The organism is Streptomyces sp. NBC_00094 (assembly GCF_026343125.1).
Classification (GTDB): domain Bacteria; phylum Actinomycetota; class Actinomycetes; order Streptomycetales; family Streptomycetaceae; genus Streptomyces.
The window spans coordinates 4,669,900-4,693,881 of sequence record NZ_JAPEMB010000001.1; the positions used below are offsets into that span (position 1 = coordinate 4,669,900).

The window sequence follows — 23,982 nt, forward strand, 5'->3', positions numbered from 1 at the left end:
GCCTGATCCCGTCAGATCTGACGGGTCATCAGAAACGGCCCATCGAGTTCGGGAGAGGGTCCCATGAGCTCCAGCGCGGAACTGCCCCGCATCATCAGCGTCGACGACCACGTGATCGAGCCCGCCCACCTCTTCGAGACCTGGCTCCCGAAGAAGTACCGCGACCGCGGCCCCAAGGCCCTCACGGCCGGGATCGGCGAGCTCGCCTACGTCGCCGGCAAGTACCAGATCACGATGGACCCCGAAGGGCCGCCCACCGACTGGTGGATCTACGAGGACCTCAAGTTCCCGTACAAGCGCAACATCGCCGCCGTCGGCTTCGACCGCGACGACATGACCCTCGAAGGCATCACCCGCGCCGAGATGCGCCGCGGCTGCTGGGACCCCAAGGCGCGCCTCGCCGACATGGACCTCAACCACGTCGAGGCCTCGCTCTGCTTCCCCACCTTCCCGCGCTTCTGCGGCCAGACCTTCGCCGAGGCCCACGACAAGGAGGTGGCCCTCGCCTGCGTCCGCGCCTACAACGACTGGATGGTCGAGGAGTGGTGCGGCGACAGCGGCGGCCGGCTGATCCCGCTGTGCATCATCCCCCTGTGGGACATCGACCTCGCCGTCGCCGAGATCCGGCGCAACGCCGCCCGGGGCGTCAAGGCCGTCACCTTCTCCGAGATCCCCACCCACCTCGGACTCCCCTCCATCCACTCCGGCTACTGGGACCCCTTCTTCGCCGTCTGCCAGGAGACGGGGACCGTGGTCAACATGCACATCGGCTCCAGCAGCCAGATGCCCGCCGCCTCCCCCGACGCGCCCCCCGCCGTCCAGGCGTCCCTCAGCTTCAACAACGCCATGGCGTCGATGATGGACTTCCTCTTCTCCGGCGTCCTCGTGAAGTTCCCGCGCCTCAAGCTCGCCTACAGCGAGGGCCAGATGGGCTGGATCCCGTACGCCCTCGAACGCGCCGACGACGTGTGGGAGGAGCACCGCGCCTGGGGCGGCGTCCGCGACCTCATCCCCGAGCCCCCGTCCACGTACTACTACCGGCAGATCTTCTGCTGCTTCTTCCGCGACAAGCACGGCATCGCCTCGCTCGACGTCGTCGGCCGCGACAACGCCACCTTCGAGACCGACTACCCGCACGTCGACTCGACCTTCCCGCACACCAAGGAGGTCGCCCTCGACCACGTCCAGGGCCTCGACGACGAGACGATCTACAAGCTCATGCGCGGCAACGCCATCCGCATGCTGGATCTGGGAATCGTCTGATGGACCTCGCCCACAGCGAAGAGGAGGAGGAGTTCCGGGCCCGGCTGCGCGAGTGGCTGGCCGCGGTGCTGCCCACGCTCCCGGCCCGGCCCGACCCGCTCGACTGGCCGGCCCGGCGGGCGTACGACTGCGGCTGGCAGCGCCGGCTGTACGACGCCGGGTACGCGGACGTCCACTGGGACGCGTCACCGACCCAGCGGCTCATCTTCCTGGAGGAGACCGAGCTCGCCGGGGCGCCCTACGTCGGCGCCAACTTCGTCGGACTGCTCCACGCCGGCCCGACGATCGCCGCCGAGGGCACGGCCGGGCAGCGGGACCGCTGGCTGCCGGGGATCCTGCGCGGCGACGAGGTCTGGTGCCAGGGCTTCAGCGAACCCGAGGCCGGCTCCGACCTGGCCTCGCTCCGCACCCGGGCGGTCCGGGACGGGGACGCGTACGTCGTCAGCGGCCAGAAGATCTGGACCTCGCACGCCGAGGTCGCCGACTGGTGCGAACTCCTCGTCCGTACGGACCCCACGGCGTCCAAGCACCGGGGCATCAGCTGGCTCGCCATGCCCATGGACGCCCCCGGCGTCACCGTACGGCCGCTGCGCACCCTCGCCGGGTCCACCGAGTTCGCCGAGATGTTCCTCGACGAGGTGCGGATCCCCGTCGGGAACCGGGTGGGGGAGGAGAACGACGGCTGGCGCGTCACCATGGTGACCCTCTCCTTCGAACGCGGCACCGCGTTCGTCGGCGAGGTCGTCGCCTGCCGCCGCCTCCTCGGCGAACTCGCCCGTACGGCACGGAGGAACGGCACCTGGGACGACCCCGTCCTGCGGCGGCGGCTCGGCAGGCTCTCCGCCGAGTTCCAGGCCCTGTGGCGGCTCACCCAGGCCAACGTCAGCGAGGCCCAGGCGACGGGCGGGGTGCCCGGCGCCGGCGGCTCCGTCTTCAAGCTGCACTACTCGCACGCCCGCCAGGAGCTGTACGAGGCCGCCGCCGCCGTCCTCGGCCCGGACGCGCTCGACCTCGGCCGCGACTGGACCCTCGACCGGCTGTCCTCGCTCTCGTACACGATCGCCGCCGGCACGTCCCAGATCCAGCGCAACATCGTCGCCGAGCGCATCCTCGGCCTTCCGAAGGGACGGTGACCCCCGCCATGGACTTCCGACTCACCGAGGACCAGCGGGCGCTGCGGAAGGGGGTACGGGAGCTGCTGGCGCGGCTCTTCGGCCGGGAGGCGCTGCGGGCGGCCGTGGACGCGCCTTCGCCTTCCCTGGACCGCGAGCTGTGGCGGGAGCTCGGCGCCGCCGGGTTCTTCGCGCTGCGGCTGCCGGAGGAGGAGGGCGGGGTGGGGCTCGGGCTGCCGGAGGCGGTGCTGGCCTTCGAGGAGGCGGGGCGGTGCCTGGTGCCGGGGCCGTTGGTCGCCACGCATGTGGCGGCGGGGGCTGTGCCGGGGGCGGCGGAGGGTTCCACTGTCGTGACGGAGGTGGACGAGGGGCTGGTCCCGTGGCTGGACGAGGCGGATGTGGTGCTGGGGGATGTGGCCGGTGCCGCACCGATGCGATCGGTCGATCCGCTGACGCCCCTGCACAGGGTGCCGGGGCTCGTGGGCACAACGGGGGTGCCGGACACGGCGGACGTTCTGCCGGCAACGGGGGTCGCCGTCCTCCTCACCGCTGCCGAGCAAGTGGGGAGCGCGGCGGCGACTACCGAGATGGCCGTGCGGTACGCGCGGGAGCGGGAGCAGTTCGGGCAGGTCATCGGGGGGTTCCAGGCGGTGAAGCATCTCTGCGCCGGGATGCTCGTGCGGGTCGAGCTCGCTCGGGCCGCCGTGTGGGCCGCCTCCGTCACCGCCGATCCCGTCGAGATCGCCGGGGCCAAGCTGCTCGCCGACGAGGCCGCCACCGGGAACGCGCGCGACTGTCTCCAGGTGTACGGCGGCATGGGCTTCACGTGGGAGGCGGACGTGCATCTGCACCTGAAGCGGGCCTGGGTGCGGGCGGGACTGCGGCTGCCGGCCGCGCGGGCCGAGGAGGTGGTGGCGGCCGGGCTGTAGCGCTCCGCGTTCGCAGGGTCACGGAATGTTGATACCGGGTTGTGTCCTTCGCCGGGGCCGTCACGGCCCGGAGTCGGTCTCCGGCTCCGGTACTCTCCGTGGGATGCGCGTGCTCGTTGGCCCGGATCGTCCCGGTGTCGCCCCTGAGGTGACTCCGGGCCCGGGAATGCCCGCCGCTCGCGCCCGGCGTTCGACTACCCGCAGAGTGCGTCGCACAGTATGGGCCATGCGTACTCCTTCGCGCTGGAATATGCCCGAAGCGCTTGTTGCGGTGACTGTACGTCAACCATGCTGTCCCATAAGGGAATCACGTTCCGTGAAGGTGTGTCCGCCGGTTCGGATGGTGTGAGCGGTGCAGGTGCTTCAGGTTCAGTTGGAGGTCGGGCCCGACCCGGCGGAAGTGGGGCGAGCCCGGAGGTGGGCGCGGTCGCGGCTCGCCGGGTCGGGCATAGGGGACGACGAGCCGCTGGCGGAGACGCTGGTGCTGCTGATCTCCGAGCTCGTGACCAACGCCGTGGTGCACACCGGCTGCCCGGCCGTGCTGCGGATGCTGTTCGCGGCGGAGGGCGGGGTGCGGGTCGAGGTGGCGGACGCGAGTGACCGCCCGCCGCAGCCCCGGCACGCGGAGGGTGACGACACCAACGGGCGCGGCCTGGAGCTGGTGGACGGCCTCGCGGACCGGTGGGGCTGGCAGCCCGAGGGCGCGGGGAAGAGCATCTGGTGCGAGGTGGACCGGATGCCGGCGGAGGCGTCCGCGGCCGCCCGGAATCCGGGTGTCTCGGTGTCGCCCGGCCGGGTGCACTGTTGACGGTTCGTTCCGTTTTGCCCACTCTGGTGTGAGCGATTCGTGGCGAGGGGAGCCGAGGACCGTGGGTCCTCGGCCTGTGCGGGTCGTGTCCGGGTGGCGGCGGCGCGGCCGTGCCGTGCTCGGGGCGCGCGCGAGCGCGCCGCCGCCCGTGGACGTGGACGTGGACGTTGGCGTGGACGTTGGCGTGGACGTTGGCGTGCAGAGCTCAGAGGATCGCGACCGGGGCCACGGGTGTGCCCGTGCCGCCCACGAAGGGCTCCGGCATCGCGGAGAGCAGGAAGGCGTAGCGCCGCTCCTGCGCACAGGCTGTGGACAGCTCCTCCAGATTCCAGTTCTGCCCCTGGAGCATTCCCATCTCGACCAGGTCGAGGGCGTGGACGGGCAGCCAGAGGTCGTCGATCTCCGGCGGGAAGATCTCGAAGGTGAGCGTGTCGTTGGCGACGGCCGCGACGTCCCGGGCGTGGAACCACTCCGGCGTACGGACCGAGAGGCCCGGTGACGGGAACGCGTACCCGTGCTTGTCCCCGGCGAGGTACACCTGCATCTGTCCCGTCCGTACGAGGACGATGTCGCCGGACCCGACCGTGACCCCGCCGAACTCGGCCGCCTCGTCGAGGTCTTCGGGGGTGACGGCGTGGTCGCCGGGCAGCCGGTCGACGCCCTTGGCGGCGGCCACGTCGAGCAGGACGCCCCGTGAGACGACGTGGCGGGCGGTGTGGATGCCGCTGAACTCGGCCCGACCGTGCGGGGTGATGGTGTCGGCGGGGCGGCCGTTGTAGATCCGCCCGGAGTGCGAGGCGTGGGTCAGGGCGTCCCAGTGGGTGCCGGCCTGGAGGCCGAGGGTCACGGCGTCGTCGCTGGTGGCGACGGTGCCGGGGCCGAAGAGCTCCTGGTTGACCTGGACCATGACGTGGAGCGGGTTGACGCGGCCGGGGATCATGCCGGTCTGGACGCCGTCCTGCTTGAGGTCGACGGCGAGCGGGACGCGGCGGCCGGTGCGGACGGTCGCCACGGCGTTCCGTACGACCTCGTCGGTGACGAGGTTGAGGGTGCCGATCTCGTCGTCCTGGCCCCAACGGCCCCAGTTGTTGACGCGCTTGGCGATCTCGTGAAATGCGGCGGGCAGAGACATCGGGGCCTCCGGGGTCTTGTTTTCGGGTATCTGACGGACCGTAGAATCCTGACGACGAATGAATCTAACGGACCGTCAGAAACTGCGGGAGGGGCCGGACGTGGGGAACTTCTTGGCTGGCAAGGTCGTCGCCGTGACGGGCGCGGGGCGGGGTATCGGCCGCGCCGTCGCGCTCGCCTGTGCGGCGGAGGGCGCGAAGGTCGTCGTCAACGACTACGGGGTGTCGATCGAGGGCGGCGAACCGACCTCGGAGATCGCCCTCTCCGTCGTGAAGGAGATCGAGGCCGCCGGCGGCACGGCCGTCGCCGTTGCCGACGACATCTCGACGATGGCCGGCGGGCAGCGGATCGTGGACGTCGCCCTCGCGGAGTACGGGCGCGTCGACGGGGTCGTGTGCGTCGCCGGCATCCTGCGCGAGCGGATGCTGTTCAACATGTCCGAGGAGGAGTGGGACCCGGTCGTCGCCACCCACCTCAAGGGCACGTTCACCGTGTTCCGCGCCGCCTCGGCGGTGATGCGCAAGCAGGGCACGGGCACACTGATCGGCTTCACCAGCGGCAACCACCAGGGCTCGGTGGCGCAGGCCAACTACTCGGCGGCGAAGGGCGGGATCATCTCGCTGGTACGCAGCGCCGCCCTCGGCCTCCACAAGTACGGGGTCACCGCGAACGCGGTCGCGCCGGTGGCCAGGACCCGGATGTCCGCGAACGTCCCGATGGAGCTGAAGGAGATCGGGGAGCCGGAGGACGTGGCCGCGCTCGTCGTCTACCTGCTCTCGGAGCGGGCCAGGGCCGAGAAGATCACCGGCCAGGTGTACACGATCGCCGGCCCGAAGATCGCGGTGTGGGCCCAGCCGAGGGAGCTCCGGGCCGGGTACGCGGAGGGCGGCGCGTGGACGCCGGAACGGATCGCGGACTTCCTGCCGGGGACGGTGGGCGTGGACCCGATGCCGATGCTGGCACGGCTGGAGGAGATGGCCAGGGCGGCGGCCGAGGGATCCCGCCCGAACGCGTAACACCTGCAGGTTCGTCGCGGGACAGGGGCGCCCGCCCCCGTAGATGAGGAGTTGGCTCGTGCGTGGTGTCGTGTTCGACGGGAAGTCCGTGCAGGTCGTCGACGATCTGGAGGTACGGGACCCCGGGCCCGGGGAAGTGCTCGTCGGCATCGCCGCCGCCGGGCTGTGTCACAGCGATCTGTCCGTCGTCGACGGGACCATCCCGTTCCCGCCGCCCGTCGTCCTCGGCCACGAGGGCGCCGGAGTCGTCGAGGCCGTCGGCCCCGGCGTCACCCATGTCGTCCCCGGCGACCACGTGGCCCTCTCCACCCTCGCGAACTGCGGCGCCTGCGCCGACTGCGACCGGGGCCGGCCCACCATGTGCCGCAAGGCGATCGGAATGCCGGGGCAGCCGTTCTCGCGCGCGTCGACCGGGCAGGCGCTGTTCCAGTTCGCGTCCAACTCGTCCTTCGCGGAGCGGACCGTCGTCAAGGCCGTCCAGGCCGTGAGGATCCCGAAGGACATCCCGCTCACCTCCGCCGCCCTCATGGGCTGCGGCGTCCTCACCGGCGTCGGGGCCGTACTCAACCGCGCGAAGGTCGGCCGGGGCGAGACCGTCGTCGTCATCGGCACCGGCGGCATCGGCCTCAACGTCATCCAGGGCGCCCGGATCGCGGGCGCGCTGACGATCGTGGCCGTCGACACCAACCCGGAGAAGGAGGCGGTGGCCCGGCAGTTCGGCGCCACCCACTTCCTCGCCTCCACCGACGGCGTACGGGAGATCCTGCCCACCGGCGCCGACCACGTCTTCGAGTGCGTCGGACACACGGGCCTCGTCCGTACCGCGATCGACCTCCTCGACCGGCACGGCCAGGCGATCCTCCTCGGCATGACCGCACCGACGGCCGAGGCGAGCTTCCCGCCCGCCGCGATGTTCCTGGACAAGTCGATCCTGGGCTGCCGCTACGGCTCCTCCCGCCCCCAGAAGGACATCGCCCTCTACGCGGAGCTGTACCGCTCCGGCACCCTCCTCCTCGACGAGCTGGTGACCCGGACGTACCCCGTGGAGGACTTCGCACGGGCCGTCGAGGACGCGGAGCGGGGGAAGGTGGCGCGAGGGGTGCTCACTTTCTGAGGCGCGGGGTGTGCGCCTTCTGAGGCCGTACGGATGAGGTGGCGACGGGGACCTCGTCCTGGACCCCCCAGGGCACGTACTCGTTGCTGCCCCACCAGGCCCGGCAGACCCCCGCCCACGGCGCCAGCATCGCGACGAGGCCGAGCAGGAACCCCGTCCCACCGGACGGATGACCGAAGAGGAACGGCAGCAGCGCGGCGGCCCCCAGGCCGAAGGCGACGAGTGAGGGGAGATGGACGCGCCGCTGGTAGCGGCGCGCGTCGTCCACGGTGTCCAGGCCCATGTACATGCCGATGGTCGCGAACACCCCGCCGAAGCCGTTGAGCGCCCAGATCCACACGGTTCCGAAGGCCGAGCCCGCGTCGAACCCGATCGCCTCGGCCGTGCGGACGCCGAGGTCGGGCCGGTCCGGTGCGAAGGCCAGGCGCTCCTTCGTCCCGGGCTCCGGCAGTCCGGTGGTCTCCACCCCGTCGAGGGTGACCTGCCGGGCTCCGGCGGTGAACGGCACCGCGAAGACGATCGTCGACCGGTAGACGGTCACCTCGTTGATGCTCGTCCCCGTGTCGAGGGGGGTGCCGACCACCCGTACCACCGTGGCCGCGCGCAGCCCGCCGCCCGCCTGCGCCAGGGCCTGCTCCCACTCGGCCGTCGCCCGGTCGGGAAGCATGACCTGGGTCATCCCCGCCGCTCCGAGCACGGCCGTGCACCAGGCGAGGGAGAAGGGCAGCAGATACGAGGTCCGCCCGCCCTTCGGTCTCGGATCGCCCACGTACGGACGGGCCTTGTAGTGGGCCACCACCCACAGTCCGGCGGAGGCGACCGCCCCCGCGAGCAGCCCGAGTTCGAGCCATCGCGGCCGGTCGGGGCCGGGGTCGCGGAGCAGCAGCGTCAGGCCGAGCGCCCAGCCGAACGACATGCCGAGCCACCCGGTCAGCCGGGTCCAGCCGGAGCGGGCCGGTCTTCTGCTTCTCTGCCGCTTTTCCATGCGCCCGCCCCCAGGTGTGATGAGGGCGGCAGCATATGCGCCCGGTGGAATCCCCCTGGGCGTCAGGACCGCATGCGGGCTACGGTCATGGCCATGTCCTACCGCGAGCTGCCCGTCCGCCCCGTCCTGGCCTGGTCCGCCGTCACCGTCGCCGGGCGGCTGCCCATCGCCATGGCGCCGCTCGCGCTCGTCTTCCTCGTACGGGAGCGGCCCGGCGGCTACACGCTCGGGGCCGCCCTGGCCGCCGCGTACGTCATCGGCGAGATCGTCGCCGCGCCCGTCCTCGGTCTGCGGCTGAACGCCGAACGGGCCCGGCCGCAGCTCGTCGTCGGGCTCGTCGTCGGTGCCGTCGGGTTCGCCGGGCTCGGCCTCGCGCCCGACGCGCACCCCGTCGTCCTCGCCGCCCTCGCGCTGGTCGCGGGCGCCGGACCCGGGGCCGTACCCGGCGCCCTGCGCGCCCTGCTGACCAGCATGGTCCCGGAGCGGGCCGTCACCCAGGCGATGAGCATGGAGTCGATGCTGACCTTCGTGGTCTGGGCGGCGGCGCCCGCGCTCGCCACCGGTCTGGCGCTCGGCGTCGGCCCCGCCGTACCGCTGCTCCTCCAGGCCGCCCTCCTGGCGCTCTCGGTGGCCGGGATGTGGCTGCTGCCGGCCGGCTGGACCGTCGAGCCGCAGGAGAAGGGGACCTCCGCGCGACGGGCCCTGCTGCGGGCCTGGCCCGTGTACGTCCTCGGGGCCGCCGGGCTCGGCCTGCTCGCGCTCGCCGAACTCATCCTGCCCGCCCTGCTCGAACAGCGCGGGATCGCGATCGGCTGGGCCGGGCCGCTGCTCGCCGGATTCTCGATCGGCTCGGCGGTCGGCGCCTTCGTGTACGGCCTGCGGGGGCACTGGCCGGGCCCGCTGGCCGTCCAGTCGGTCGTCCTGCTCCTCGCGGTGTCCGCCGGCGTCGCCCTCGTCGCCGTCCTGCCCTGGACCGCCGCCATCGGCGTCGCCCTGGTCGCCGCCGGGCTCCTGCAGGCCCCCGCGATGCTCACCCGGAACCTCGCCCTGCGCCGGCTCCTCCCGCCGTCCGCGCTCGCCGCCGGGTACTCGGTCATGTACGCGGCCGTCGGCGCCGGTTACGCGGCGAGCGGCGCCCTCGCGGGCGGGCTGCTGAAGCTGGTGGCCCCGTCGACGGCGATCCTCTACGGCGTCGGCCTGACCGTGCTGCTCGCGGTGATCGGCACCGTGGGGGAGCGGCGGCTGAACCGCCGTACCGAGGCGGAGGCCGCCGCCGCTCAGGCGGAGGGCCCCGCCGTGGACGCGGTGGAGCGGAAGGTGCGCCGGTAGGCGGTCGGGGTCACCCCGATCGCGCTCATCAGGTGCACCCGCAGCGACTGGGACGTACCGAAGCCGGCGTCCTGCGCGACCCGGTCCACGGGCAGCCCGGTCGACTCCAGGAGGTGGCGGGCGCGCTCGACGCGCTGCTGGGTGAGCCACTGGCCGGGGCTGATGCCGACCTCGTCCCGGAAGCGGCGGGTGAACGTCCGTACGCTCATCGCCTCCTTCTCGGCCAGGTTCCGCAGCTGGATCGGCTCGTGGAGGTGGGCGAGCGCCCAGGCCCGCGCCGCGGTCGTGGTGTGGGTGCCGGCCTCGGGCAGGGGCCGCTCGATGTACTGGGCCTGGCCGCCGTCCCGGTGCGGCGGTACGACGGTCCTGCGGGCCACGTCGTTGGCGACGGCCGTGCCGTGGTCGCGGCGCACGATGTGCAGGCACAGGTCGATCCCGGCGGCCACGCCCGCCGAGGTCAGGACGTCGCCGTCGTCGACGAACAGGACGTCGGCGTCGACCCGCACGCTCGGGAAGAGACGCTGGAAGTGCTCGGCGGAGGACCAGTGCGTGGTGGCCGGGCGCCCGTCGAGGAACCCGGCGGCGGCGAGCACGTACCCGCCGGTGCAGATGGAGACGAGCCGGGTGCCCGGGCGGATGTGCGCGAGGGCGGCGGCGAGCTCCGGGGTGAGCCTGCCCTCGTCGTAGACAGGGCCGAGCTCGTACGAGGCGGGGACGACGACGGTGTCGGCGGTGGCGAGGAGCTCGGGGCCGTGCTCCACGTACACCGAGAAGTCGGCGTCGGTGGGGACGGGGCCCGCGACCGGGGCGCAGGTGACGATCTCGTACAGGAGCGTGCCCTCGGAGTCCCGGGCGCGGCCGAAGATGCGGTGCGGGATGCCGAGTTCGAAGGGGAGGAGCCCGGGCAGGGCGAGGACGGCGACGCGGTGCGGGGTCGGCACGGGCGGTGCTCCCTCCGGAAAATGGGTGGTGGTCCAGACCAGCTGCTGATACCTCTTCGTGTCCGTGACGGACAACACGTACAAGTCTGAGGCCGCCGAGCGGATTCCCGCCCCGGCCGAGCCGCCCGCACTGTGGAACCGTAACTTCCGGCTCTTCTTCGTCGCCCGCGCGGTCGCCGTCTTCGGCGAGGGCATGGTCCCGGTCGCCTTCGCCGCCGGACTCCTCGGCGCCGGCCACCCCGGCTCCACCGTCGGCTACGCGCTCGGCGGCTGGACCGCCGCCTTCGCGCTCTTCGTGCTTTTCGGCGGCGTCCTCGCCGACCGGTTCACCGCCCGCCGCATGATGATCCTCGCGGACCTGCTGCGGCTGCCCGCCTCCGGCGTCCTCGCCGTCTCCTTCGCCCTCGGCAGCCCACCCCTCTGGGCCGTCTACGCCCTCTCCGTCCTCAGCGGCATGGGCGCCGCCCTCTTCCAGCCCGGGGTCGCCTCCACGATCCCGCGCATCGCCCCCGACGTGCAGCGCGCCAACGCCGTCCTGCGGGTCGTCGAGGCCCTCATGATCATGGCGGGGCCGGCCGCCGCCGGCCTGCTCGTCGCCGTGTGGAACGCGGGCGCGGCCTTCGCCGTCATCAGCGTGACCTTCGCCGTCAGCGCCCTCTGCCTCGCCCTCATGCGGATCGCCCCCATCCCCTCCGACACCGTCCACCGCGACTCCCTCGGCGCCGAACTCGTCGGCGGCTGGCGTGAGTTCCGCTCCCGCAGCTGGCTGTGGGGGGTCATCGCCATCTGGACGGTGTACGGGCTGACCGTCGCGGGCCCGATGGTGCCGCTCACCGCGAGCCTGGTCACCGGGGAGCACGGCTCCGCCACGTACGGCGTGCTGATGGCGATCAACGGCGCGGGCAGCGCCGTCGGCGGCCTGCTCGCCCTCCGGCTGCGCCCCCGCCGCCCCCTCGCGGCGGGCGCGGTGGCCCTCCTCGGCCTCCCCGTGAACCTCTTCCTGCTCGGTACGGACGCGCCCGTACCGCTGCTCGGCGCGGGCCAGTTCATCGGCGGCGCGGCCTTCGCCTTCTGGCTGGTCATGTGGTCCACCGCCGTCCAGACGCACGTACCGCAGGAGGCCCTCAACCGGATGCACGCGTACGACGTGGCCGGGTCGCTCCTGATGATGGGCGTCGGCCGCGCCCTGTCGGGCCCGGTCGCGGTGGCCGTCGGCACGGAGGCGGTCCTGCTCACGGGGGCCGGGATCGCGGTGCTCGTGGTGGCGGCGCTGCTGGCGGTACGGCCGATCAGGACGCTGCCACGGCTGTAGGGGCTCTCGGGGCCGGCGTGTCCCGATCCGTGTGTCCCGATCGGTGTGTCCCGATCCTTTGGAAACGTGTCGTTCAGGCCAATGGCAGGGGATGCGGGCGCGGCGCGAAGCTCTGTGGCATGGCCCAGACAACCGACCCGCCCGCATCCGAACTCCCGCCCACCACGCGCCGGACGGGGGATGCGGGGGATGCGCCCGGCACCCCGCGTACCCCCCGTGTCCACCGCGCCTGGTTCGTCGCGGCGGTCACCTTCGTCACGATCATCGGCGCCGCGGCCTTCGCATCCCTGCCGGGCCTGCTGATCGAGCCGCTGCACGGGGAGTTCGACTGGTCGCGCGGCACGATCGGCTTCGCCGTCTCGGTGAACCTCGCCCTCTACGGCCTGACGGCCCCGTTCGCCGCCGCGCTCATGGACCGCTTCGGCATCCGCCGGGTCGTCGCCGTCGCGCTGACGATCATCTCCGTCGGCTCCCTCCTCACCGTGTGGATGACGGCCGCCTGGCAGCTCGTCCTCTTCTGGGGCGTCCTCGTGGGCCTGGGCAGCGGCTCCATGGCGCTCGCCTTCGCCGCGACCGTCACCAACCGCTGGTTCGTCGCCCGGCGCGGGCTCGTCACCGGCATCCTCACCGCCGCCGGCGCCTCCGGGCAGCTCGTCTTCCTCCCGCTGCTCTCCTGGCTGGTCGAGCACCACGGCTGGCGCCCGGCCGCCGTCACCGTCGCGCTCGCCGCGCTCGCGGTCGTCCCCTTCGTCTGGCTGCTGCTCCGCGACCACCCGGCGGACGTGGGCCTCGCCCCGTACGGCGGGGAGTACGCCGACAAGCCCGCCCCTGTCACGGGCGCCGCGCGCCGGACCGTCACCGTCCTCCTCAAGGCGGCCCGCACCGGCCCCTTCTGGCTGCTCGCCGGCACCTTCGCGATCTGCGGCGCCTCGACGAACGGCCTGGTCAAGACGCACTTCGTGCCCGCCGCCCACGACCACGGGATGCCCGTGACGGCGGCGGCGGGGCTGCTCGCGGTGATCGGCGTCTTCGACGTCGTCGGCACGGTCGCCTCCGGCTGGTTCACCGACCGCTTCTCCGCGCGCCGGCTCCTCGCCGTCTACTACGCGCTCCGCGGCATCTCCCTCCTCTTCCTGCCGATGCTGCTCGCGCCCACCGTGCACCCGCCGATGCTGTTCTTCATCGTCTTCTACGGCCTGGACTGGGTGGCGACGGTCCCGCCGACGATCGCCCTCTGCCGCGAGCACTACGGCGAGGACTCGGCGATCGTCTTCGGCTGGGTCCTCGCGTCCCACCAGGTCGGCGCGGCCGTCGTCGCCTTCGGGGGCGGAGTCGCGCGCGACGTCTTCGGCTCGTACGACCTGGTCTGGTACGCCTCGGGGGCACTCTGCGCGGCGGCGGCCCTGATGGCCCTGGTCATCCGGCAACCCCGGCCGGAGCCGGGGTCCCTGGCGGGAGCATGAGGGCGCGTGGGGCTCAGCCGGCCTTGTCCAGCGGCTCGAACCCGACGTGCAGGCGCATTCCCAGCGCGACGGCGAGGCGTTCGAGGAGGGGCAGAGTGGGCATGGTCCCGCCGGCCTCGAACCGGGCGACGGCCGGTTGCCGGAGCCCGGCGACACGGGCGAGCTGTGTCTGGGACATGCCGAGTTCCTCCCGGCGCGCCCGCACCGCCCTCCCCAGCTCGAACCGGACCCGGGTCGCCTCGTAGGAGGCTCGGGCCTCGGGATGCTCCAGGATCTCCTCGCGCAGCCTGTCCCATTCCGTACGGTCGCTCATCGAGTCACCCCTCGTCGACGGTGTGTTCCTGCGCGACGCACGCCGCCCACGCCCGCACGGCCCGGTCCAGTTCGGCGGCTTCGTGTTGCCGGGTCTTCCGGAAGACGGTCAGCAGGATGATTCTCCGGCCGGAAGCGATCCAGTACGTGACACGGACCGAGCTGCCGTCCAGATGGAACCGGAGTTCTCGGACCTTGCCGGACAGCTGCCTGGTGTACGGCTCCCCGAGGTGCACGCCGTGATCGGCGAGCAGGTCGACGTAGAACGCGACCGTACCGCGGTGGCTGTGGGTGAGTCCGAGGAACCACTTCTCCACCTCCGGCTCAAGTTCGACATGGCCCCATGACATAACAAGGACGTTATGGCGAGCGTACTCCGTCCGGGCGTCGATCGCCGGGGAGTACCCGAAAGGGTGAGAGTCGCGCCGAAGGGCGGGTGAGGTGTCCCTACGCGCTGAACCGCCCGAACCGCCCCCGGTGGAAGAGCAGGGGGTCCCCGGGCTCCGTCGCGCCGAGTGCGTCGACCCGACCCACCACGATCAGGTGGTCGCCGCCCGTGTGGACGGCGGTGATCGCGCAGTCCAGCCAGGCGGGGGAGCCGGGCAGGAGGGGGGAGCCGGTCGTCGGTGCCGGGGTCCAGTCGACGCCCGCGAACTTGTCGGCCCCGCTGACCGCGAAGGACCGGCACAGCTCGCCCTGGTCGGCCCCGAGGATGTTGACGCAGAACGTGCCCGCGTCCGCGATCCGGGGCCAGGTCGTCGACGTACGGGCGACCATGAAGGCGACCAGGGGTGGGTCGAGGGAGAGCGAGGCGAAGGACTGGCAGGCGAAGCCCGCCGGGCCGTCGGCGTCGAGGGCCGTGACGATCGTGACCCCGCTCGCGAAGTGACCGAGGACGCGGCGGAATTCGGCCGGGTCGACGGGCGGTCGCTCGTCCTCCCGTACCGCGCGCAGTACCGGTCGTGGCAGTGGTTCGACGGCCGTCGGCGAACCGGCCGCTCTCAGGTGTCGGACGGCGGTGGCCGCCATCCCCGCGTGTCCCATCACACCGACCATTGAAGCTGACGGTTCGTCAGATAGGAAGCCCCCGGGGCGACGGACGAGCGTCGCCCCGGGGGCTTCCGGGGTGGAGGGGGCAGGAGGGTCAGCCGAGGACCGCCGAGGTGGCCCGGGTCCACGCGACCCCGGAGTAGTGACCGGTCCGGTGGGCCGTGACCCGCACAGTGATCTTCGCCCCGCGCTGCGCCGACGTCAGCGTGAGCCAGGACTTCGTGGCTCCGCTGACGGCCCGCCCGTTCGCGTACCACTGGTAGGCGTACGAGGTCGGCGCCGGCGTCCAGGTCCCCCGGTTCAGGCTGAGCGTGCGCCCGACCCTGACCGTGCCCGTGGTGTACGGGGCGGCGGTCGCCCGCGGCGCGTAGCCCGTGCCGACGGTGTACCCGGCGGTCGTGTAGGCCCCGCTGTAGTGCCCGGTCCGGTGGGCCGTCACGGTCACCGTGAGCTTCTTGCCGAGGGTGGACGCGACGGGCACGTACGTCGACGAGGTGGCCCCGGAGATCGCCACGCCGTTGGCCCGCCACTGGTACGTGAACGACGTGGGCGCGGGAGACCAGCTCCCCACCACGGCCGTCATCTTGTTGCCGACCCGCGTGGAGCCGGAGACGTACGGCACCTTCGTCGGCTTGGGCGCGACGCCCTTGACCACGGCGGCCCCGCTGGTGGCCGTCACGACGGGGTGACCGGCCTTGCGGGCGGTCACCGCGAGCGACAGCTGCTTGCCCTGGAGCGTGGAGGGGATCGTGTACGTGGAGGCCGTGGCCCCCGCGATCGCGACGCCGTTGGCCCGCCACTGGTACGCGTACGACTCGGCCGCAGGAGTCCAGGAACCGGCGCCCGCCGTCACCTTGCCGCCGACGACGACGGTGCCGGTGATCTTGGGGGCGGCGGTGTTCCGGAGCGGGGCGACGACGGTGACGGTGCCTCGGGGGTACCCGTAGCCGTGATACGGGGACACTGTCACGTTCAGGGGACCGAGCGGGGCGTTCGTCAGGTCCAGGGAGACCTGCATGCTCCGCCGGTCGGGGGCGACGGAGACCGTCGTCGACCACGCGCGGAAACTCGCGGTCGTGTTGGCCAGGAAGACCACGTCCTGCTCGTGCAGGGCGGTGCCGGTGACCGTCATCGTGATCTTGCCCTTGGCGACCGTGGCAGGGCCGACCGTGCCGATGGTCCGCTCCTCGGACCCGCACAGCCCCCGTTCGCAGGTGAACTCGGCCTTCATCGCCGTGGTGGCCTGAGCGGGCGCTTCGGGCAGCCCGATCACGAGCGTGCTCGGCTGGGGCGTCCTCTCCGTGTCGCTCGGCAGGCGGCACGAGTAGCTCTGGCCCGCGCTGGAGAACTGCCCTTGGCAGCCGTTGACCAGGGGTGAGCCGCGGTACAGCCAGGGGGTCGGCATCTGCTCGAAGGTCCCCGCCGGTGTGAGCTTCAGGGCGAACATGTCGCCCGCCGCCGTCGGCAGCACCGCGCACACCGCCGTCTTCTGCTCGGACAGGGTGCCGACCAGCGGCCCGAAGCCGTAGCTGACGTTCGGGACCTTGACGCACTCGGGCGCGGGGCCGGAGGCCGTGCCGATCCGCAGGGCGTCGAGGCGGTAGGCGGGCGCGGGCGTCTCGTCCTCCCGGACCACGACGAGCGCCTGGTAGCGAGTGGAGCCGGTGACCGCGCATCCCTTGGTGAAGTAGCCGCAGAGACCGTCGCCGTTCGCGTCGTACACGCCGAGCCGTGCGGAGCTCCGCACGTCGCGAGCGTTCAGGTGCAGGGTGTCCCGTGCGTCGGCGGTCGTCACCTGGTGGCACAGGAAGGTGCCGGGCGTGGCCGGGACACCGGCCGTGGACGGGCCGCCGACCGCGGTGGCCGGGGTTGTCACGCACCCGAGCGCGGTGGCGGTGACGTCCCGACGGGTCAGGGCGAACTCGGCGGGGACGTCGTCGCCCTGGACGAGCACGGTGTGCGCGAGGCCGGGCGTCAGGTTGCACGTGGTCCAGGAGTTGTAGGTGCCGACCGTGCAGGCCTGCCTGCCGTTCGCGTCGAGGACGCTGACCGTGGCGTTCGACGTGCCCGCGACCCTCTGGATCTGCATGAGCTCGCGCGCCGAATGACCGTCCGCCGGAATGGTCAGGCAGTCGGCGAAGACGCCCTCGCCGGTCCGCACGCTCATGCGGGTCGGCTTCGTCGTGAAGTCGCCGGGCAGGAAGGTTCGGCAGTCGCTCGGGGCGTCCGTGCGATGGACGACGAGCCCGTAGCCGTCGGCCTCCGCGTACGGGTCCCTCTTGGCGACGAGCGCGCGGTACGGGGCGGTGCCGCCCAGAGCGCACGTGCCGTCCGTCAGGTCGCCCTCACAGAAGGCGGTGCCGTTCGCGTCGACGACGGTGACGTCGGCGGCGCGGTCGGTCAGGACGGCGACGTGCGCGTCCTGCGGCACCGGCAGGTGGAGACAGCCCACGGAGCCGGGCGCGCCGAACGTGCTCCGGTGGGTGACGGCGAGCGGGACGCCGCTCACGCAGCCTTCCGGTGAGGCGAGGTCCAGGACGCGCACGGCACGGTCGGTGACGACGGTGTACGGGACGCCCGCGTCGAGCGCGCAGGTCTTCTCGTACGCGCAGGCGGTGGTGCCGTCCGGCGCGTACACCTCGACGCCCTCGGTGGCCATGTCGCCGATCCGTACGTCGTACCGGCCGGTGGCGGCGGGGGTGAACGTCCGGCATCCGGTCTGTGGTGCGGCCTCGGTGGGCGCGGTGCCGTACGCGTTCACGTGCGCGGCCGCGCAGCCGACCGGGTTCGACAGGCGCCGGACCGTGAGGGTGTACGGGGCGGCGGAACCGTCCGAGGCGTGCTTGACGACGGCCAGGACGCGGTAGCCGGCGGAACCCTCGGGCAGGACGCAGCCGACACTGCCGTCGGCGTTCCAGGGCGGGCAGATCCGCTTGCCGGAGTGGTCGGTGATCCAGTACTGGTCGGCACGCGGGAGTTCGGCGGTGATCCGCTCGCCGGGGGCGGCGGTGAAGGCGTGGCAGACGACGCCCAGCGGCCCGACGCCCTGACCGGTCGCCGGGGCCGTGTCGTAGCCGGTGCCAGGGACGCCCGGGCAGCCCGGGGCGGGCATCAGCGGGACGAGGGAGACGCCGCTCTCCTGGGTGCTCCAGTCACTGTTGTAGAGCTTGAGCGTGTACGTCCCGACAGCGAGCTCGCACCAGGAGTCCCGGTAGGCGAAGTTCTCGCACACGACGGGGGTCTCACCGGAGTACAGCGACGGGTACGCGTGCTGGTTGGAGTAGAGCATCCGGTGCAGGCCCGGCTTCTCCACGGTGACCGTGAAGCAGGCGGTGCCGCGCCCCTCGACGGTGGCGCTGCCGGCCGCGTCGCCGGGGTCGCCCAGCGAGGTGAGGGGGAGGGCCGGGCAGGGGGTGGCCGTCTCTGTGGGGTCCGGCGTCGGGTCGACGGTCGGCGTCGGGTCCGGCGTCGGGTCGGTGGTGGCCGACGGCTCGGGCGCGGGCTCGGACGGAGCCTGGGCGACCGGGGTCGACGTCGATGCGGTCGGCGCGGGCGTCGCCGCGAGGGCCGTGCCCGTCGGGACCAGTGTGCCCAGGAGGGCCGTCAGCAGGGCCGGGACCAGAAGAAGGGATCTTCCGGATCTTCCGGATCTTTCGCGCGAGCGCGCGGAGTTGGGCATTCCGTTCCCCCCGGAGCGGCAGTGTGTGGCATATGCACGTCCCACACTACGGGCGGCCCCGGGCTCCGGTCGCGCGACTATTTCCCCTCGTACCGCGCCTCCCTCCGCTCCACGAAACTCGCCACCCCCTCCTGAGCGTCCCGCGTCGTCATGTTGAGCTCCTGGGCCGTCGCCTCCGTCGCGAAGGCGGCCGTGCGGTCCCCGTCCAGGGACGCGTTGACCAGCTGCTTCGTCAGGGCGAGCGCGCGCGTCGGACCCTGGGCCAGGCGCTCCGCCCATTCCCGGGCCGTCTTCTCCAGGTCCTCCGCCGGGACGACCCGGTTCACCAGGCCCATCTCCTTCGCCTCCGCCGCCGGCACCGCGTCGCCGAAGAACATCAACTCCTTCGCCCGCTGCGGCCCGATCAGCCGGGGGAGGAGATACGCGCCGCCGCCGTCCGGGACGAGTCCCCGCCGTACGAACACCTCGATGAAGCGTGCCGAGTCCGCCGCGAGCACCAGGTCGCAGGCGAACGCCAGATGCGCCCCGATCCCCGCCGCCGTGCCGTTGACCGCCGCGATCACCGGCTTCTCGCAGTCCAGTACGGCCCCGATGAACCGCTGCGCGCCGAGCCGGATCATCCGGGCCACGTCCCCCGCCACCCGCTCCGCACCGGACGACGGCGCTCCCCGCAGGTCCGCGCCCGCGCAGAAGCCCCGGCCCGTCGCCGTGACGACCACCGCCCGGACCTCCGGGTCGGCGGAGGCCTCGGCGAGCAGGGCGATGATCCGCTCCCTCTGGTCCCAGGTGACCGCGTTCATCGCCTCGGGGCGGTTGAGCGTGATCCATGAGACGCCGTTCTCGACGGCGTGGAGGACGTCGGTCATCGGTGCTCCTCTCGATTAGCGACAGACCGCGAGCGCGTCCAGGGCCACCGCTCCCTGCCCGCGCGGCAGCACCATCAGCGGGTTGATGTCCAGTTCGGCGAGCTCGCCGTCGAGTTCGAGGGCCATCCGCTGCACCCGCAGCACGACCTCGACGAGTGCGTCGACGTCGGCCGGCGGAGCTCCCCGCACACCGTCGAGCAGGGCCCGGCCCCGCAGTTCGGCGAGCATGGAACGGGCCTCCCGCTCCCCGAAGGGCGGAACGCGGACGGCCGTGTCGTTCAGGACCTCGACCAGGACCCCGCCGAGACCGACGGTGACGGTCGGGCCGAACAGCTCGTCGCGGGTCACGCCCACCACCATCTCGACCCCGCGCCCGACCATCTGGCAGACGAGGATCCCGTCGAGGTCGATCGATTCGAAGCGGGCGATGTCGGTGAGCTCGCGGTACGCGTCCCGGACCTGGCTGGCCGAGGTCAGCCCGACCTTCACGAGTCCCAGCTCCGTCTTGTGCGCGAGCTGCGCACCGGACGCCTTCATCACCACCGGGTAGCCGACGAGCCCCGCGGCCCGGACCGCCGCCGCCGCGCTCGTCACGAGCTGCTCGCGCGGCACCCGTATCCCGTACGCCCGCAGCAGCTGCTTCGCCGCGTGCTCGCTGAGCCGCCGGCCGGGCCGCATGAGGGCCTGGGCCTTGCGGAAGGAGGGGGAGGGGGTGCGGGGGGCCTCGTCGAAGGGGGAGACGTAGCCGGTGGTGAAGCGGTGGTGGTCGAGGTAGGCCTTCACGGCGCCGATGCAGTTGCCGAAGGTACGGAAGGTAGCGACGCGCGAGGAGCCCAGGAGAGTCGAGCGGTACGCGTCCTCCGTCCCCACCGGCGAGCCCCACACCACGCACACCAGTTTGTCGGTGGCCTCGGCGGCGTCGACCAGGTCCTGGGCGAGCTTGTCGCTCATGGGCGGGAACGGGCCGGTGATCGGACAGATGAGGACGCCGACGGAGGGGTCGGCGAGGATCGCGTCGATGATCTTCCGGCCCCGCCAGTCGCCCACCGGGTGCCCGCCGTTGTCGACGGGGTTGGCGACGTTCAGGTACTCCGGGATCCACTGGTGGAGTTCGTCCTGCTTGGCCTGCGGGAGGGCGGGGAGATCGAGCCCCGCCGCCGTGGCCAGGTCGGCGAAGTGGGCACCCGTACCGCCGGAGATCGAGTAGACGACGACTCCGTCGGCGAGCGGGCGGCGGGCGCGGGCGAGCAGCGCCGCGGTGTCCTGGAGCTCGTCGAGCCCGTCGACCCGGATGACTCCGTACTGCCGCATGGCCGCGTCGACGACCTGGTCCGCGCCGGTGAGCTTGCCGGTGTGGGAGGCGGCGGTCCGGGCCCCGGTCTCGGTGCGGCCGACCTTCACGGCGACGACGGGGACGCCCTGGCGTGCGGCCCGGTCGGCGGCGAGGAGGAAGGAACGGCCGTCCTTGAGCCCCTCGACGTAGCAGGCGATGGCCCCGACCTCGGGCAGTCCGGAGAAGTACGAGATGAAGTCGGCGGTCTCCAGGTCGGCCTCGTTGCCGGTGGGGGCCCAGTGGGAGAGCCGGACGCCGAGCTCCTGGAGGGTGAAGACGGGCCGCCCCTGGTGGCCGGACTGGGTGATGAGGGCGATGGCGGGGCCTTCGAGGTCGTCGCGGAAGCGCTCGAAGGCGTTGAGGTTGGTGTTGGGGCCGAGGAGCCGGATGCCGGAGCGGCGCACGGCGTCGGCGAGCCGCTCCTGAGCGGCGGCGCCGGCCTCTCCGGTCTCGGCGAAACCGGAGGCGAAGGCGACCGCGAACCGCACCTTCGTCTCGGCGAGTTCCTCGATGACGGGGAGCGGGTCGGCGACGAGGAGGACGGCGAGGTCGACGGGCTCGGTGAGCGCGCCGACGGACGGTACGCAGTCGATCCCGAACACGCTCGTACGGGTCGGGTGCACGGGCACGAGCCGGGCGCCGACCCGCTCGGCCCAGGCGAGGAGCTGCCGGGTGATCCCGGTGTTGGGCCGCCCCTCGGTGTCGGAGGCACCGACGACGGCGACGGACCCGGGCCGGAAGAACCGGTCGAGATCGGGTACGGGGGCGTGCAGCGGCCGCCCGCTGACGTCCTGGTCGCCGGGGGTGGCGGTGACACCGTGCACGACGACCGGGGGCGCCTCGCCGCAGGCGACCACGCGGGCGCGGAGATCGGTGGTGAAGGTGCCGTGAGTCGATCCAAGCATCGTTCCGCTCCACCTTCCGCCCATGACTACTGACCTGACGCACAGTCAGATTACAGAACTGACGGCCAGTCAGGAATGGTCGTGCGGGGGGATGTTCGGGAAACGGACGGATGGCGGGCGGGAATCGGACGGTTGGCGGTGGGAACTCGGACGCGGAGGGGCTCCGGACGTCCGTCGGGATGGACGGCGTGGAGGGGGCGCGGAGGTCCGCCGGGGCGGACGCGCGGTGGGTCTCCGTACGTCCGCCGGGGCGGACACCCCCTACCGGCCTCGCGCGATCCGCCGCGCGATCTTCTCCGCGTCCATCGCCAGCTCGCGGAACATCCCGCTGATCGGGTTCGTGAACCCCGTGAAGTACAGCCCCGGCGCCTCGCGCGGGCAGCGCGCCCCGTGGACCACCGGCCGCCCGCGCCCGTCGAGCACGCCGTCCAGGTGGCCGAGGAGCGGCTCCAGCGCGCGGAGGTAGCCGGTCGCCGCGATCACCGCGTCCGGGGCGATCCGGGTGCCGTCCGCGAGGAGCACCTCGCCGTCCTCGAAGCCCTCGACGGCGGCGACGACCTCGACCTTCCCCGCCCGTACGGCGTCGATCAGGCCGACGTCCTGCACCGGGACCGCCCCCTCCCGCTGCCGGGTGGCGACGCCCTTCTCCGGCCGGGGCAGCCCGTACGCCGTCAGGTCAGGCAGGGCGACCCGCGCCATCGCGGCGCCCATCCGGTCGACCAGGCCCGTCGGCAGCCGCCGCACCAGGATGCCGGTGCGCTGGGCGGCCCAGCCGGCCGTCGTACGGCGCACGATGTGCGGGACGGTCCGCACCGCGAGCCGCACGCGCCCGGCGCCGCCCTCGGCGAGGTCGGCGGCGATCTCGGCCCCGGTGTTCCCGGCACCCACGACGAGCACGTCCTTGCCCTCGTACGGCCCCGGGTTGCGGTAGGCGCTCGCGTGGACGAGCTCCTTGCCGTCCGCGGAGGTGTACGTGTCGAGGCCGGGCCACTCCGGCAGGCGCGGGGTGTGGTTGTACCCGGTGGCCACGACCACCGCGCCCGCGACGAGCCGCCGCCCGCCGGTCGCGTGCAGCACCCACTCCGTGCCCGCCCGCTCGACGCGGAAGACCTCGACGCCGGTCACGACCTCCAGCTCGTGCTTCTCGGCGTACTTCTCCAGGTAGCGCACGACGTCCGCGCGCGCGACCCAGCGGCCGAAGGCGCGGGGCATCCGCAGGCCGGGGAGGCCGGAGAGCCGGCGGGTGGTGTGGAGCCGCAGCCGGTCGTAGTGGCCGCGCCAGGAGGCGCCGACGGCGTCGGACTTCTCCAGGACGACGACCCGGACGCCGCGCTCGCGCAGGGCGGCGGCGACGGCGAGTCCGCCGGGCCCGCCGCCGACGACGTACACGGGGTGGACCGGCGGACCTTGGGGGGTGGTGGTGGCCATGAATGCTGAGCGTAATGACGTGTACACGCAGTGGGTCTCGACAGAGAGGGATTTCGGTTGCGAATCGGTCACGTCCGCCCACCCCTTGCGCGGGAGGCCCGCCCTGCGCTGAACTGACGTACCGTCAGATCAGACCCGTCGAGGGGACGCGCATGCAGACCGTCTGGCTCACCGGCGCCGAATGGCTCGCCGTCCTCCGCATCGGCCTCGGCCTGTGGTGGCTGGAGAGCTGGCGCCACAAGGACAGGAAGGGCTGGTTCGAGCGCGGCACCGGCATAGCCTGGGCCGCCGACGTCGCAGCCAAGCACAGATGGCCCCAGGTCAAGAAGGGTTTCGACACCGTCGTCGCCCCCCGCCCCAAGGCGATGGCGTATGTCGTCGTCTACGCCGAGCTCGCCCTCGGCCTCGGCCTGGTGGCCGGCTTCCTCACCCCGGTCGCCCTCGTCGGCGGCCTGCTCCTCAACCTCCTCTACCTCGTCCTGATGATCCACGACTGGGCCGAGCAGGGGCAGAACGCGATGATGGCGCTGATCTCCCTGGTCGCGCTCCTCGCGATGTCCTGGCAGACCTGGTCCCTCGACTCCGCGATCGGACTCTTCCTGTGACGGCCGCCGACCCCGACATCGACGCCTTCACCCGCCCCTACTGGGACGCCGCCGCCGACGGACACCTGCTCCTGCGCCACTGCGCGGCCTGCGACAGGACCCACCACTACCCGCGCGAGTTCTGCCCCCACTGCTGGAGCGAGGACGTCCGCTGGGAGCGGGCGAGCGGCCGGGCCACGCTCTACACCTGGTCCGTCGTCCACCGGAACGACCTCCCGCCCTTCGGCGAGCGCGTCCCGTACGTCGCGGCCGTCGTCGACCTCGCGGAGGGCCCGCGCATGATGACGGAGGTCGTGGACGTACCGGAGGCGGAGCTCCGGATCGGGATGGAGCTACGGGTCGCGTTCCGCGCGGAGGGCGAGGCGACGGTCCCGGTCTTCACGGGCGCCGCCTGAAGCCGC

The 23,982-nt window shown here is 72.8% G+C and carries 21 protein-coding genes; 11 read left to right on the forward strand and 10 right to left on the reverse strand.

The genetic code is table 11. From position 1 onward, the window contains the following. Positions 1 to 63: 63 nt before the first annotated feature. The 4 genes from OG580_RS20725 (at position 64) to OG580_RS20740 (ending at position 4,112) form a co-directional block, all read left to right on the forward strand. The gene (locus tag OG580_RS20725; RefSeq protein WP_267045170.1) at positions 64 to 1,263 is read left to right on the forward strand and encodes an amidohydrolase family protein; all 1,200 of its coding nucleotides are present in this window, start codon (positions 64 to 66) and stop codon (positions 1,261 to 1,263) included. Then, positions 1,263 to 2,396 carry an acyl-CoA dehydrogenase family protein gene (locus OG580_RS20730; RefSeq protein ID WP_267045171.1) on the forward strand — a complete coding sequence of 378 codons (1,134 nt, stop codon included), beginning with the start codon at positions 1,263 to 1,265 and terminating at the stop codon, positions 2,394 to 2,396. Before OG580_RS20725 ends, OG580_RS20730 begins: the two co-directional genes overlap by 1 nt. 8 nt (positions 2,397 to 2,404) lie before the next feature. After that, positions 2,405 to 3,304 (forward strand): acyl-CoA dehydrogenase family protein, encoded by a 900-nt coding sequence (locus tag OG580_RS20735; protein ID WP_267045172.1) that lies wholly within the window; start codon positions 2,405 to 2,407, stop codon positions 3,302 to 3,304. Positions 3,305 to 3,656: 352 nt separating this feature from the next. Then, on the forward strand, positions 3,657 to 4,112 hold the full coding sequence (locus OG580_RS20740; RefSeq protein WP_267045173.1) for an ATP-binding protein: 456 nt from the start codon (positions 3,657 to 3,659) through the stop codon (positions 4,110 to 4,112). Between the two features lie 205 nt (positions 4,113 to 4,317). On the opposite strand, the gene OG580_RS20745 is transcribed toward OG580_RS20740, so the two are convergent. Next, positions 4,318 to 5,244: a cyclase family protein gene (locus OG580_RS20745; RefSeq protein WP_267045174.1), complete on the reverse strand. Its 927-nt coding sequence runs from the start codon at positions 5,242 to 5,244 to the stop codon at positions 4,318 to 4,320. Positions 5,245 to 5,344: 100 nt separating this feature from the next. Here OG580_RS20745 and OG580_RS20750 point away from each other — a divergent pair, with 100 nt between their 5' ends. Beyond that, positions 5,345 to 6,259, forward strand: a complete 915-nt coding sequence (locus OG580_RS20750) for an SDR family oxidoreductase (protein WP_267045175.1) — start codon at positions 5,345 to 5,347, stop codon at positions 6,257 to 6,259. A 58-nt stretch (positions 6,260 to 6,317) separates the two neighbouring features. Next, on the forward strand, positions 6,318 to 7,373 hold the full coding sequence (locus tag OG580_RS20755) for a Zn-dependent alcohol dehydrogenase (protein WP_267045176.1): 1,056 nt from the start codon (positions 6,318 to 6,320) through the stop codon (positions 7,371 to 7,373). On the opposite strand, the gene OG580_RS20760 is transcribed toward OG580_RS20755, so the two are convergent. Beyond that, complete coding sequence (locus tag OG580_RS20760) at positions 7,363 to 8,358, reverse strand: hypothetical protein (RefSeq protein WP_267045177.1); 996 nt, start codon at positions 8,356 to 8,358, stop codon at positions 7,363 to 7,365. The two genes, OG580_RS20755 and OG580_RS20760, sit on opposite strands and share 11 nt — an antisense overlap. 93 nt (positions 8,359 to 8,451) lie before the next feature. On the opposite strand from OG580_RS20760, the gene OG580_RS20765 reads away from it, so the two are divergent. Further along, entirely contained in the window at positions 8,452 to 9,687 is a 1,236-nt protein-coding gene (locus OG580_RS20765; protein WP_267045178.1) for an MFS transporter, read from the forward strand. On the opposite strand, the gene OG580_RS20770 is transcribed toward OG580_RS20765, so the two are convergent. Then, positions 9,636 to 10,628: a GlxA family transcriptional regulator gene (locus OG580_RS20770; RefSeq protein ID WP_267045179.1), complete on the reverse strand. Its 993-nt coding sequence runs from the start codon at positions 10,626 to 10,628 to the stop codon at positions 9,636 to 9,638. The two genes, OG580_RS20765 and OG580_RS20770, sit on opposite strands and share 52 nt — an antisense overlap. Before the next feature lie 58 nt (positions 10,629 to 10,686). Between OG580_RS20770 and OG580_RS20775 the strand changes: the two genes are divergently transcribed. Both OG580_RS20775 and OG580_RS20780 read left to right on the forward strand, forming a co-directional pair. Then, positions 10,687 to 11,940, forward strand: coding sequence for an MFS transporter (locus OG580_RS20775; RefSeq protein WP_267045180.1), 1,254 nt, complete (start codon positions 10,687 to 10,689; stop codon positions 11,938 to 11,940). Positions 11,941 to 12,059: 119 nt separating this feature from the next. Beyond that, positions 12,060 to 13,403 (forward strand): MFS transporter, encoded by a 1,344-nt coding sequence (locus tag OG580_RS20780; RefSeq protein ID WP_267045181.1) that lies wholly within the window; start codon positions 12,060 to 12,062, stop codon positions 13,401 to 13,403. Positions 13,404 to 13,416: 13 nt separating this feature from the next. On the opposite strand, the gene OG580_RS20785 is transcribed toward OG580_RS20780, so the two are convergent. From OG580_RS20785 to OG580_RS20815, 7 genes are all read right to left on the reverse strand, one after another. After that, positions 13,417 to 13,716, reverse strand: a complete 300-nt coding sequence (locus OG580_RS20785) for a helix-turn-helix domain-containing protein (protein WP_267045182.1) — start codon at positions 13,714 to 13,716, stop codon at positions 13,417 to 13,419. A 4-nt stretch (positions 13,717 to 13,720) separates the two neighbouring features. After that, complete coding sequence (locus OG580_RS20790) at positions 13,721 to 14,065, reverse strand: type II toxin-antitoxin system RelE/ParE family toxin (RefSeq protein ID WP_267045183.1); 345 nt, start codon at positions 14,063 to 14,065, stop codon at positions 13,721 to 13,723. 97 nt (positions 14,066 to 14,162) lie between these two features. Then, positions 14,163 to 14,744 carry a flavin reductase family protein gene (locus OG580_RS20795; RefSeq protein ID WP_267048067.1) on the reverse strand — a complete coding sequence of 194 codons (582 nt, stop codon included), beginning with the start codon at positions 14,742 to 14,744 and terminating at the stop codon, positions 14,163 to 14,165. Between the two features lie 115 nt (positions 14,745 to 14,859). Further along, entirely contained in the window at positions 14,860 to 18,444 is a 3,585-nt protein-coding gene (locus OG580_RS20800; protein ID WP_267045184.1) for a hypothetical protein, read from the reverse strand. Positions 18,445 to 18,521: 77 nt separating this feature from the next. After that, the gene (locus OG580_RS20805; protein WP_267045185.1) at positions 18,522 to 19,310 is read right to left on the reverse strand and encodes an enoyl-CoA hydratase/isomerase family protein; all 789 of its coding nucleotides are present in this window, start codon (positions 19,308 to 19,310) and stop codon (positions 18,522 to 18,524) included. 15 nt (positions 19,311 to 19,325) lie between these two features. After that, positions 19,326 to 21,548, reverse strand: coding sequence for an acetate--CoA ligase family protein (locus OG580_RS20810; RefSeq protein WP_267045186.1), 2,223 nt, complete (start codon positions 21,546 to 21,548; stop codon positions 19,326 to 19,328). A gap of 261 nt (positions 21,549 to 21,809) precedes the next feature. Next, complete coding sequence (locus tag OG580_RS20815) at positions 21,810 to 22,976, reverse strand: NAD(P)/FAD-dependent oxidoreductase (RefSeq protein ID WP_267045187.1); 1,167 nt, start codon at positions 22,974 to 22,976, stop codon at positions 21,810 to 21,812. Positions 22,977 to 23,128: 152 nt separating this feature from the next. On the opposite strand from OG580_RS20815, the gene OG580_RS20820 reads away from it, so the two are divergent. Then, positions 23,129 to 23,581 (forward strand): DoxX family protein, encoded by a 453-nt coding sequence (locus OG580_RS20820; RefSeq protein ID WP_267045188.1) that lies wholly within the window; start codon positions 23,129 to 23,131, stop codon positions 23,579 to 23,581. Continuing rightward, a complete protein-coding gene (locus OG580_RS20825; RefSeq protein ID WP_267045189.1) occupies positions 23,578 to 23,976 on the forward strand; it encodes a Zn-ribbon domain-containing OB-fold protein in 399 nt (132 codons plus the stop codon). The genes OG580_RS20820 and OG580_RS20825 overlap by 4 nt, the downstream gene beginning before the upstream one ends. Positions 23,977 to 23,982: the final 6 nt, after the last annotated feature.